Source organism: Rhodanobacter spathiphylli B39 (genome assembly GCF_000264295.1).
GTDB classification, from domain to species: domain Bacteria; phylum Pseudomonadota; class Gammaproteobacteria; order Xanthomonadales; family Rhodanobacteraceae; genus Rhodanobacter; species Rhodanobacter spathiphylli.
Genome location: NZ_AJXT01000046.1, coordinates 44,725 through 57,346 on the forward strand (window position 1 = coordinate 44,725; position 12,622 = coordinate 57,346).

The 12,622-nt window shown below is 62.6% G+C and carries 9 protein-coding genes; 5 read left to right on the plus strand and 4 right to left on the minus strand.

The features are described from left to right. Positions 1-216: 216 nt before the first annotated feature. The 4 genes from UU7_RS14530 to UU7_RS17465 all read left to right on the plus strand — a co-directional run bounded on the left by UU7_RS14530 (position 217) and on the right by UU7_RS17465 (position 8,216). Entirely contained in the window at positions 217-2,067 is a 1,851-nt protein-coding gene (locus UU7_RS14530; protein WP_238530960.1) for an alpha/beta hydrolase family protein, read from the plus strand. A gap of 26 nt (positions 2,068-2,093) precedes the next feature. After that, positions 2,094-4,097, plus strand: coding sequence for an alpha/beta hydrolase family protein (locus tag UU7_RS14535; protein WP_007809552.1), 2,004 nt, complete (start codon positions 2,094-2,096; stop codon positions 4,095-4,097). Between the two features lie 336 nt (positions 4,098-4,433). Then, on the plus strand, positions 4,434-7,298 hold the full coding sequence (locus UU7_RS14540) for a TonB-dependent receptor domain-containing protein (protein WP_007809554.1): 2,865 nt from the start codon (positions 4,434-4,436) through the stop codon (positions 7,296-7,298). A 120-nt stretch (positions 7,299-7,418) separates the two neighbouring features. Next, positions 7,419-8,216, plus strand: coding sequence for an SEL1-like repeat protein (locus UU7_RS17465; RefSeq protein ID WP_007809555.1), 798 nt, complete (start codon positions 7,419-7,421; stop codon positions 8,214-8,216). A gap of 51 nt (positions 8,217-8,267) precedes the next feature. Here UU7_RS17465 and UU7_RS14550 read toward each other — a convergent pair whose 3' ends face one another. The 4 genes from UU7_RS14550 to UU7_RS14565 form a co-directional block, all read right to left on the minus strand. Continuing rightward, a complete protein-coding gene (locus tag UU7_RS14550; protein ID WP_007809557.1) occupies positions 8,268-8,771 on the minus strand; it encodes a TPM domain-containing protein in 504 nt (167 codons plus the stop codon). Continuing rightward, a complete protein-coding gene (locus UU7_RS14555) occupies positions 8,771-9,652 on the minus strand; it encodes a TPM domain-containing protein (RefSeq protein ID WP_007809558.1) in 882 nt (293 codons plus the stop codon). Before UU7_RS14555 ends, UU7_RS14550 begins: the two co-directional genes overlap by 1 nt. Then, positions 9,652-10,269 carry a LemA family protein gene (locus tag UU7_RS14560; RefSeq protein WP_007809560.1) on the minus strand — a complete coding sequence of 206 codons (618 nt, stop codon included), beginning with the start codon at positions 10,267-10,269 and terminating at the stop codon, positions 9,652-9,654. Before UU7_RS14560 ends, UU7_RS14555 begins: the two co-directional genes overlap by 1 nt. A gap of 83 nt (positions 10,270-10,352) precedes the next feature. After that, positions 10,353-10,727, minus strand: a complete 375-nt coding sequence (locus UU7_RS14565) for a diacylglycerol kinase (protein ID WP_083846007.1) — start codon at positions 10,725-10,727, stop codon at positions 10,353-10,355. Between the two features lie 298 nt (positions 10,728-11,025). Between UU7_RS14565 and UU7_RS14570 the strand changes: the two genes are divergently transcribed. Beyond that, positions 11,026-12,576, plus strand: a complete 1,551-nt coding sequence (locus tag UU7_RS14570; RefSeq protein WP_007809564.1) for a peptide MFS transporter — start codon at positions 11,026-11,028, stop codon at positions 12,574-12,576. Positions 12,577-12,622 lie beyond the last annotated feature (46 nt).

Here is a 12,622-nt window from a genome sequence, read left to right on the forward strand (position 1 = left end):
CGGGAATCGCGCCGCTGTCGGGGAAGATCACGGCCCGACCATGCAAGCATGGTCGCATGGCCTGATTCATTGCACTCGGATCGCATCAAGGGGAAATCGATGTCCTGTCACTTCGCGCGGACACTGCTGTCCGCTACTTGCCTGCTATTGCCGCTCGCCGCCGTGGCGGCCGATGTGGTGCCCGCGGAGGACTTCGCGCGCCACGCACCACTGACGATGCCCAGCCTTTCCCCGGACGGAAAGCACTTCGCCGTCAACATGAACCTTGCCGACGGCGATTCGCACGCCCTGGTGGTTTATGACGTAGCCGACATGAGCAAGCCGATCAGCATGTTGCGCCTGCCCAAGTACGAACTGGCCGTCGACATCTCCTGGGTCAGCAACACGCGGTTGGTGGTGGAAAAGGGCAGACAACAGGGTTCGATTGACAAGCCAGTGGCAACCGGCGAGGTGATCGCCACCGACATCGACGGTAAGCACCAGGACTACCTGTACGGCCCCGAAAGCAACTACGGCACCCGCGCAGGCACGCGCGGCACCGACCGGGGCTGGGGTTTCGTGGCCGGCCTGCCGGAACTCGCCAACGGCAACTTCTTCATGACCACGTACAGCTGGGACAACCAGGATTACAGCACCCTGTACGATGTCGATGCCGGCAGGAACACCCGGCACCTGGTCGGCCAGATCAAGGTGGGCGGCCTGAGCTTCATGGTCGGGCCTGATGGCAAGGCTCACTATGCCTTCGGTCGCAACGACAACTGGGACTACGTCATCTATCACTCGCAAGGTGGCAACTGGACGCAGATGAATCCCAGCCAGGCTGGCGGGACTTTCACCCCGCTTTTCTTCACCCCGGACCGGCAGCGCATCTACGCCAGTCAGTCTGTCGACGGCGGCCCGGCATCACTGATCGAGCAGGACGAACTGGGTGGCAACCGCAAGGTCCTGGCCAGCGACAGCTTTGCCAGCATCGGCATCATGGAGATCACCCCTCATCCCTACCGGCCCTTCGCCACCACGCTGGCCACCGGTATACCCCAGCCCAACTATGTCGACCCCAACGCACCGATAGCCAAGCTCCATCGGGCACTCAGCCTGAAGTTTCCCGGGAGCTACGTGCACTTCGTCAACTTCAGCGAGGATGGCGGGAAGCTGCTGTTCTCCGTCAGCAGCGACCGTGACCCGGGCAGCTATTTCCTGATCGATACCAGGAACTACAAGGTCATCAAGCTGTTCTCAGCTGAGCCGTGGATCGATCCGGGCAAGATGGCCGAACGGCGCCCGCTGCATTTCAAGGCTCGCGACGGCATGGAGCTGGAAGCCATCCTCACCATCCCCAAGGGTGCCGACCTTGCAAAGCTGCCGATGGTGCTGATGCCTCATGGTGGTCCGATCGATGTGCAGGACGACTGGTTCTACGATGGCGACGCCCAGTTTCTGGCCAACCGCGGTTACCTCGTGCTGCAGGTGAATTACCGAGGTTCAAGCGGTCGCGGCGTGAACTTCCGGGACGCCGGATACCGCCAGTGGGGTACCGGAATCCAGCAGGATCTCATTGATGCCGTCAAATGGGCGATCGCCGAAAACTATGCCGATCCCCAGCGCGTCTGCGTCTACGGCGCCAGCTTCGGTGGCTACTCGGCACTGATGGCGCCCATTCGCGCGCCCGGCATGTTCAAGTGTGCGGTTGGCTACGCAGGCATCTATGACATGGGTCTGCGCTACAAGAAGGGTGACACGCAGGAAAGCAAGGCCGGTCGCAATGCCTTGCGCATCCAGATGGGCGACAACCCGGCCGAACTGGCTGCCAACTCACCGGTGAACCTGGCCGGCAAGATCGACGTTCCCGTGTTCCTGATCCACGGAGAAGACGACCAGCGGGCGCCATTTGCCCATGCCAAGGCGATGCGGGCTGCGCTCGAAGCCGCCCACAAGCCATACGAATGGCTGAGCAAGCCGGGAGAAGGCCACGGGTTCTACGACGAGAAGAACAACGTCGAGCTCTATACGAAGCTGCAGGCGTTCCTTGAAAAGAACATTGGCCCAGGCGTGACGACCACGCATTGACTTGTGTCGGACGAACCCGTCCAGTAGTGGAGAAGATCGTGACCATTCACCGTTTTGTTCGACTGACCACGCTTGCCCTGTTGTATTTCTGGACGCAGATGTCCGTCCAGGCTGCAGAGATACCGTACAAGGATTTCGCCCGGCATCCATCGCTGACGAACCCGGTGATCTCTCCCGATGGCAGGCATCTCGCCGTCTCGCTGCACAATGAGGATGGCAGCTACCAGCTCGGCGTGCTTACGTTACCGGACTTGAAACCGGTCAGCCGCCTGAACATGGCTGCGCGAACCCTGCCCATCGATATCACCTGGGTCAGCAATACCCGACTGGTGATGGGCCTGGGCGAAGAGAACGGCACGCTCGAGGCACCCCAGGGTACCGGTGAGGTGGTCGCGGTCGACTTCGATGGCTCGCACAAACGCGTGCTCTACAGCTGGCGCGTGCGCGATACCAAGGGCGCCAACATGAACGTCCTGGGGATGGTCCGGGGTGCTGGCTTCATCGCCGGCACGCCGCACCAGCTAAACGGTCACGTCTACATCAGTGTCAGCCCGTTTCGCACCCACGCCAGCAGCGGAACACGCGACAGCGGACAGTCACTGATCTACGACGTCGAGACGACCAGTGGCTACCCACGCCTGATGGGAGAGATCGACGAAGCCGGGATGACGTTTGTGTTGCACGACGACGTGGCGCGCTTTGCGTACGGCAGCAATCAGGATGATCCATATCGCATCGATGTCTACAGTCGCGAAAATGCCGAGGCCCCATGGAAGCTGCTGCCGGGCAACGTCACCGGCAAACGGCTGGTGCCGATGCACATCAGTGCCGATGGCAAGCATCTCTATTCGTTGTACAGCGCCAACGGCGGTCCCGACCAGCTGGTGATAAGCAATCTCGACGGCAGCGACCGCAAGGTGCTTGCCAGCGATGACTTCGCGTCCGTCAGCGATGTGCTCTGGACGCCATATCCCTACCAGCCTTATGCCGTGGTATTTGATACCGGGAAGCCTCACATCAAGTACCTTGATGAGGGCGTCTTTGCACAGATCAGCGCAGCGCTGGCCCAGAAGTTTCCCGATGAGTTCCTCACGGTGGCCAACGCCAGCCAGGACGGCATGCAACTGATCATCGGCGCACGCAGTGATCGTGACCCGGGAACCTATGCCCTGTTCGATCGCGCCACGATGAACCTCAAGCCACTGTTCCGCAGCCTGCCTTGGATCGACCCGCAACAAATGGTGGCCCGCAAGCCCATCACGTTTACGGCCAGCGACGGCACTCAACTGGCCGGCTTCCTGACCATGCCGTCAAACAGTGCCGGCAAACCCGTACCGCTGGTACTGCTGCCACATGGCGGACCGATCGGTGTGGCCGATTCGTGGAGCTACGACCCCTGGTCCCAGTTCCTGGCCAATCGCGGCTATGGCGTATTGCAGGTCAATTATCGGGGCTCGGGTGGTCGCGGCACCAACTTCGAACACTCGGGTTACAAGCAATTCGGCACCGGCATCCAGCAGGATCTGATCGACGGCGTGAAGTGGGCCATCCAGCAGGGCTACGCCGATGCCGGGCGCGTATGCATCTTCGGCGCCAGCTTCGGCGGGTACTCCTCGCTGATGGCACCGATCCGCGCGCCGGGCATGTTCAAGTGCGCGGTGGATTATGCCGGCGTTTCCGACTACGCGATCGAACTGCACCGCAGCGACACCCGGCGCTCTGCGGGTGGCCGAAACTATTTCGTCCAGGCAATCGGCACGGACGACGCCACGATTCGCGAGATCTCACCGATCTACCACCTGGACAAATTCACTATCCCGGTGCTGATCATTCATGGCAAGGACGACCCGCGGGTCCCTTACGAGAACGCAACCGAATTGCGCTCGGCGCTGGACAAGGCTGGAAAGCCGTATGAGTGGCTGGTGCGCGACAAGGAACAGCACGGCTTCTACAGCGAAGAGAACAATCTTGCGTTCTACGAGACTCTGCAGGCGTTCCTTGACAAGCACATCGGCAAGGACGTGCACTGAGAGACATCATCCTCCCACTGGCTTGCTGCAACGTCGACGATCCGCCGCCCTTCCTGTGCCCAAGGCTGGTGGACGGGCGGCCGGCGCAGCTGATTGCAGGCCACCGGGCCAGCTGACAGTGCAGGTCGAATCCCGCTCTGTTTCCAAGCGCAACGGAAGCCGTCGCTACAATTGCCCTGACACCTTGTTGCGGCGCTGTAAACCTTGCGTTATCGTCGAAATCGTGATCGGCCGCACCATACGGGCGACCGATCGCGAATCTGGATGTCGGGGGACATCCGTCGAAGGTCCGCGACTGGTAACGCGCGGACATTCCTGTCAGCAAAGGGGATATTCATGCATCGCAAGCTTCTCGCAAGCGCCATCTGTGCTTCGCTGGTCCTGCCCTTGTGGGCGAACGCTGCCAAGGCGCAAAGCCAGGACGGCAGCAGTTCCAGTCAGGACACCACTCAAACCGATCAATCCAGCAGCCAGGCAAACGAGAAGAATGCCACGAAGCTGAAGAGCATCCAGGTCACCGGCTCCCTGCTGCCACGCTCACAGATCGAGACGGCCACGCCGACGATCCAGATCACGGCCGAAGACATCACCAAGCAGGGTTTCACCACCGTTGCCGATGCCCTGCAAGCCTTGCCGCAAGCCACGGGTTCCGTGCAAGGGGCGCAGTTCTCGGGCGGCTTCACCCAGGGCGCGCAGACCATCAGCCTGCTCGGTCTCGATCCCGGCTTCACCCTGTTCCTCATCGACGGCAAGCCGATGGCTGACTACCCCCTGCTGTACAACGGCTCGGGGAATTTCGTGGACATCTCAACGATCCCGATGGCGATGGTCGACCACATCGACATCGTTCCCGGCAACCAGTCTGCGATTTACGGCTCCAGCGCGATCGCCGGCGTGGTGAACATCATCCTGAAGCAGCACGTCCAGGGCGTCACCATGAACCTGCGAGGCGGCGGCTTCAGCGAAGGCGGCGGTGGCAGCCAGCGCTTCCAGCTTACCGGCGGTCACGATTGGGAAAAGGCCAAGCTGACCTACAGCCTGGAATTGCGCAATCAGCGTCCGATCTATCGTTACCAGCGCCGCTGGTTCGATTCCAACAACGACCGTCCGGGCCTGGCCGCCGGCCAGAGCCGGCCGGCGCTGGACTACTTGCTGGTCGACCTGTTCTACGACCAGATCGGCACCGATCAATTCTTCGTGCCGGGGGGCAAGGCCAGTTGTGACCGGGTGGCGGGCGGCTCCGACAACACCACCGTCTATGCGACGGATGCTGCCGGCCGCGGCAATTTCTGCGGCAGTCCGAATTCGCCTGCATATTCCACCATCATGAATGGTGCAAAGGCTGGCACGGGCTATCTGAACTTCTCGTACGACATCTCACCGAATGCTCAGTTCTATGCAAACGGCCTGTTGAACGTGAGCAAGACCGATTATTACGTCGGAACCAACTATACCTGGTGGGGGTCCGGCCAGGATTACGGCGTAATTTACGGTGCCAACGTCGACAACGGCTCTGCCGACGACGGCCCCGGCTCCTTCATCCAGACCCAGTACACCATCGACAGCTCCGCCAATGGCATTGGCAACGCGGCCAATGAAACGGATCTCAACCGCTCCTACGTTGCCAACGTGGGTTTCCGCGGCACGTTCGGTGATTCCGATTGGGCCTACGATGCCTACTACCACCGCTCCGACAACGTGATCACCACCCGCCAGTTGCACCTGGTGGCCGACAAGGTCGACAACTACTTCCTGGGTGACCAGATCGGTTACGACCCGGTCTTCGACTACTACCCGGTGTTCAACCTCAACCTCGATCGCTTCTATTCGCTGATGACGCCCGAGGTCTATAACTCCCTCAGCGAACAGATCCGCACCCGATCACACACCTACACCCAGGAAGTGACCGGCACGGTCACCAACACGAACTTGTTCGATCTGCCTGGTGGCTCGGCGGGACTGGCAGTGTTGATGCAGTACGGCAATCAGAAGTGGGAGAACCCGACGGATCCGCGGCTGATCAACGGCTACTTCTGGGGCCTCACCGGTACCCAGGGCGAGGGCACGCGAGATCGCTATGCCGCCGCCACGGAGTTGAGCCTGCCGGTAACCACCTGGCTGACTGCCAGCGCGTCGGCCCGCTATGACACTTACAAGGCCGCCGGCCGCACCGACTCGAAAGCTACCTTCAAGATGGGGCTGGAATGGCGCCCGGTCGATACCCTGCTTGTCCGCGGCACCTACGCTACCGCGTTCCGCGCACCGGACATGGCAGGCCTGTTCCAGGGCGAGAGCGGCTTCTACACCAACGTGGTGGATTACTACCGCTGCCGCGTGGAAGATGGCGACCAGTTCGACGTCGACACCTGCCCGTACAACAACGAGCAGGTTCAAGGCAGCCAGGCAGGCAACAAGAACCTGAAGAACATCACGGCGAAGTCGCTGACTGGCGGCATCGTGTGGTCGCCCAGTTCGAACTTCAACATTCACGCCGACTACTATCGGGTCAACATCAGCAACGAGGTGTCCCAGCGCAGCATCAACGGCATCCTGTCTCTGGAGGCCGACTGCCGGCTTGGTCACACCATCGGCGGGTCGCCAGTGGATATCAACTCGCCGCGTTGCGTAGAGGCACTGGCGTTGATTGACCGCAACAACGATCCTGCAAATCCGCTGCAGTCGGGCATCAACAGCGTGAGCACCTATCCGATCAACATCTCCCAGGAAAAGGTGACTGGTGCCACGGCCGGTGCGCAATACCACTGGGATGCCGGTCGTTTTGGCGACTTCAATTTCTCGGCTGACTACAACGTCACCCTGGATCACACCTACCAGCAGTACCCGGGTGATCCGACGCTGGATCTGCTCTCGTACCGCACCTTCCCCCGAGAGTTCAAACATCGCGAAAGTGCCACCATCAACTGGACCAAGGGCCCAGTGAGCACCACGCTCTACGGTCTTCGCAACGGTCCGACGATGAACTACAAGGAAACCGGCACCGTGGGCCCGTGGATCACCTACAACGCGAGCATCCAGTTGCAGGTGAACGACGAAGTGAAGGTATCGCTGATCTCCAACAATCTGCTGAACAAGCGGCCACCGCGTGACAGCACCTACACCGCCTACCCGTTCTACGACGGCTTCAACTACAACGGCTACGGTCGCTCGATCTTCGCCGAGCTTGAGTGGAAGCTGTTCTGACGACAACTCACCCGCTGCAAAGAAGAAGGGTCGGCTCGTGCCGGCCCTTCTTCTTTGGTTTCGCGTGCGGTGGCGTATAGTCGCAACCCGGAGAATTTGAGCAGAACAAGGAGGATGCGCATGAAATTTCGACTGCAATTCGCCAGCTTGCTGTTGAGTGCCAGCGTCGGTTGCACCCTCGCAGCCACCGGAACACCGGTTGTCGACCAGGACATGCGCGATACCTTGCGTGCCATGAGCGATGCATCCACCTGGGGACATCCCGACCAGTTCGGCCAGTACGCAGGCATGCAGCGCTACGCCAAGGGAGAATACGCCGACGCGTTGAAGTACTTCCTGATCGGTGCGAAGTACGCCGACAAGCTTTCGCAACTGAGCATCGGGCTGATGTACCTGCATGGCGACGGCGTCGCTACGAATCTGATACTCGCCTATGCATGGACCGCAGTCTCCGCGGAACGGGGCTATCCTCAGTTCGTGGCAACACGTGACCGGATATGGGCGTCGCTGACGCCATCGCAGCAAGTCGAGGCCATAAGGGCCCAGACGATCATCACCGCCGAGTACGGCGACAGCGTGGCCAAGCCGAGGATGACTCGCGAACTCAACTACTGGCGTACGCAGATGACCGGCTCGCACATCGGTTTCGACAGCGGGGTGCAGCACGTGGACAAGGCCATGCTATCCGGCGGCGTACCTAGCGCGAACTGTGCTCGCCGTACCCTGGGCAACGTTCCGATCGCCGGATGCGGCGGCGACGTGTACGCGAGATGGCGCTGGGATCCAAAAACCTACTACTCGGTCGTGGATTCGAACTGGAAAGGGAAGGTTACCGTCGGCGACGTGCAGCCAGTGACGGTTCCGCCGACCAGGAATGCTGTCCGGACGCCAGCAGATGGACACATCGACGGAAAATGAGGCATCTGCTGTGTCGGCATGCATTCACGCCAGCCAGGCAGCACTGCCGGATCAGAGCAATACCGGCCGGTTGGGCAACTCGTCGGGACGGGCCCCCTCATTCCCGGGAAAATGACGTTCCAGCAACTCGCTTGCCGCAGCGATGCCGGCAAGACTGCCCGCGCGCCAGTCGCCACCGGCATAGCACTCGCGCATGCGCGCGCAGATCGCGCTCCATTCTTCGGCCGGGACCTTCGCCGCGATGCCGCGGTCGGCGACGACCTCGATGCGATGCTCGGCCATCAGCACGTAGAGCAGCACGCCGCAATTGTGCTCGGTGTCCCACACACGCAGCTGCGTGAACAGCTGCCGCGCGCGGGTCGGTGCGTCGAGGCCGCCCAGCACGTCCGCCAGTGCCAGTCGCGACTCGACCGCAAAACGGATCTCGCCCAGGTGGGTGCGTTCGCCCGCCGCGATCGCCGCGGCCATCTCGTCCAGCAAGGCTGGCGAAAAGCGGCGTGACAGGCGAAACCAGTCACCGGACAGATTCAGCCAAAGCCGTCGCATGCGCTCCATCACCAGCTCCCCGAGGAACCGCCGCCGCCGAAGCTGCCGCCGCCACCGCTGAAGCCGCCGCCAAAACCGCCACCGGAGCTTCCCCCGCCCCAACCTCCGCCGCCGCCAAGCCCGCCCCAGCCGCCACCGCCGATCGAACGGCCGGCGCCGGCCGGGAGCAGCATCAGCACGCCGCCGACCAGCGCGCCGATCAGGCCTGCACCCAGCGAGATCAGCAGCCACAGCAGGCCGCCGATCGCCAGCGCACCTAGCGACGCACGCAGCCATGCCGGGGCGCGTGCGAAGATCCCGCGCAGGAACAGTGCCGCGAACACGGCGATCATCAGGCCGGTCTGCAGGTCGAGGCCGCCATGTTCCCCCGCGGGCGAACCGCGGACCGGCGGCGGCAGCGGTTCGCCATTGATCAGCTGGGTCAACGCACCGACTGCGTCGCTGATGCCGCCGAAATAATCGTTGCCGCGGAATTTCGGCGCGATGTATTCGCGGATGATCCGGGCCGTGGCTGCGTCCGGGATCGCACCCTCGAGGCCGTAGCCCACCTCGATGCGTACCCTGCGATCGTTCCTGGCGATCAGCAAGAGCACGCCGTCATCGGTGCCCTTGCGGCCGATCCCGTTGGCCTCGGCCACCGCCAGCGAGTAGCCCTCGATGTCCTGGTCGCCGGTGCTGCCGACCATCAGCACCACCAGTTGGGCGCCCTTGGCCTTTTCCAGCGCCACCAGCTGCGCGTCGAGCTGGTCGACCTGCTGCGCGCTCAGCGTGCCGGTGAGGTCGGTGACATGCCGCGCCAGCCTCGGCACGGCATCCGCCGCGTACAGCCCGGCCTGCAGCAGCAGGAGCAGCACCAGCAGCCAGTGGCGAGACCGGCGCCCGGCCGTCATCAGTGGGTCGCCGCTGGCGCCGGTGCGGTGGTGCCGAAGTCGACCTTCGGTGCCGTGGAAATGGCCTGTTCGTTCTGCACGCTGAAGTTCGGCTTGACCTGGTAGCCGAAGATCTTCGCGGTCATGTTGTTGGGGAGGGTGCGGATCATGCTGTTGTATTCCTGCACCGACTGCACGTAGCGGTTGCGCGCCACGGTGACCCGGTTCTCGGTGCCTTCCAGCTGCGCCTGCAGGTTCTGGAACAGGCCGTCGGCCTTCAGCTGCGGGTAGTTCTCGCTGACCACCATCAGCCGCGACAGCGCATTGCCCAGCTCGCCCTGGGCGGCCTGGAACTGCTGCAGCTTCTGCGGATCGTTGAGCGAGTCGGCGTTGACCTGCAGGCTGCCCACCTTGGCACGGGCCTCGGTCACCTCGACGAAGACCTTCTCCTCGTGCTGGGCGTAGCCCTTGACCGTGTTGACCAGGTTCGGCACCAGGTCGGCACGCCGCTGGTACTGATTGAGCACTTCGGACCAGGCGGCCTTGACCGCCTCGTCCTGCTTCTGGATGGCGTTGTAGCCGCAGCCCGACAGCATGACCACGAGCAACAGCAATACGAGATGACGCAGGGTCTTCATGGATGGCTCCGATCCGTTGCAGGATTCATTCGATCATCCCATGCGTGACACTGCCACCGTGTCGGCACGGAGTGAAGGGACAGCTAGCCGAGCCAGCGCGGCAGCAGGATCAGCGCCCAGCTCAGCACCACCAGCATCAGCAGCACGAACACCGCGGCCGAGCCCATGTCCTTGGCCCGCCCGGCCAGTTCGTTGAATTCCGGGCTGACCTTGTCGACCACCGCCTCGATCGCCGAGTTCAGCAGCTCGGCCGACAGCACCAGCAACGGGGCCAGGATCAGCGCGAACTTCTCCAGGCCGCCATGGCCCAGCCACAGGCCCAGCGGCACCATCACGATGGCCAGGCAGGCTTCCAGGCGAAAGGATGCCTCGTGCTTCCAGCCGGCGCGCAAGCCCTTCATCGACCAGCGGAATGCGTTCCAGACCTGCTTCGGACCACGAAAACCTTCGGCGGCCATCAGCGGACCCGCCATCCGGCCGGTGGTCGCTGTCGTGACGGGGTGACATCGGGTTGAGGCATGGTGGGCCGGGCTCCGGGAAGCGGTGATGGCGGGCGTCTGATGATGCCACAAGCGGCCAGCGGCACACGGCCGCTGCGCCCTCCCAAGCACCTGCGGCAGGTACCTGTCATGTCGCAGTGCAGCTACACCCTGCCGACGGATGGGTTAGGCTTCGTCGGTTGTGGTCCGTTCAGGATCACAAGCCGAAGGCACGTGCCAGCACGTCGCCATGGTCTGAAACCCGCACGGAAAATCTATGGCAACCCAGAACCCGCCCGTCTCGCAGACGAAGTCCTTCAGTACCGTCTTCCTGATCGAAATGTGGGAGCGCTTCGGCTTCTACGGCATGCAGGTGTTGATGGTCACCTACATGGTGAAGAAGCTCGGCTTCGTCGACAGCAAGGCCAACCTGATCTGGGGCGCCGCCGCGGCGCTGATCTACGCGACGCCGGCCATCGGTGGTTGGGTGGGTGACAAGCTGATCGGCACGCGCCGCACGATGCTGATCGGTGCCGTCGTGCTCGCACTGGGCTACGCGATGTTGTGGATCCCGACCAACAACGCCTACTTCCTGTACGTGGCGCTGGGCGTGATCATCGTCGGCAACGGCTTCTTCAAGCCGAACGCCGGCAACCTCGTGCGAAAGATCTACGAGGGCGACGACACCAAGATCGACAGCGCCTTCACCATCTACTACATGGCGGTGAACATCGGCTCGACCATCTCGATGCTGCTGACCCCGTGGATCCGCGATTACGTGGGCGCGAAGTATGGCGACGCCTGGGGCTGGCACACCGCCTTCGGCGTCTGCGCGATCGGCCTGGTGCTGGGCCTGATCAACTACTCGCTGATGTACCGCACGCTGCAGCACATCGGCTCGCCGGCCGACGACGAGCGGGTCGACTTGAGGAAGCTGGGGCTGCTGGCGCTGGCGGCCATCGGCATGGTCTTCGTGTCGGCCTTCATCCTGCAGAATGAAATGGTGGCGCGGATCTGCGTGTATGCCGCCGGCGTGGTGATCCTGGGCATCTTCATCCACCTGATCCGCAGCAGCGAACACCATGAGCGGGCCGGCCTGGTCGCCGCCCTCGTGCTGGTCGCGCAGACGATCTTCTTCTTCATCTTCTACCAGCAGATGTCGACCTCGCTGAACCTGTTCGCCCAGCGCAACGTCGACCTCTCGTTCGACCTGTTCGGCTGGCACCTGTTCAACTGGATTCCCGAGCAGTTCCAGTCGCTCAACGCGATCTGGATCGTGCTGCTGAGCCCGGTGCTGGTGTTCATCTACAACAGCATGGGCAGGGTCGGCAAGAATCCGTCGGTGGCCGCGAAGTTCGCCTGGGGTTTCGCCGCGGTGGCGATCGGATTCTTCATTTACGGCGTGGGCGCCCGCTTCGCGGTGAATGGCCAGGTGTCGTCGTGGATCATGGTGTGGGGTTACGGCCTGTACTCGCTGGGCGAGCTGCTGGTCAGCGGCCTGGGCCTGGCGATGATCGCCCGCTACGTGCCGGCGCGCATGGGCGGCTTCATGATGGGCGCGTATTACGTGGCTTCGGGCATCTCGCAGTACCTGGGCAGTGTGGTGGCGAACTTCGCCAGCATCCCCACCGACATCAAGGACCCACTGGTGTCGCTGCCGATCTACACCTCGCTGTTCAACAAGCTCGGCCTTGCCGGCGTGGGCTGCACGGTGATCGCCATCGCGATGCTGCCGCTGATGAGCAAGCTGTCGGCCAGCCACTCCGATGCGGCGACCAACAACAAGCCGCTGCCGCCGGTGCACAGCGAGGAATACAACACGCCGTAAACGAAGCATGGAAACCCGCCGCGCAGCTCGGCGGGTTTCGCCCGAA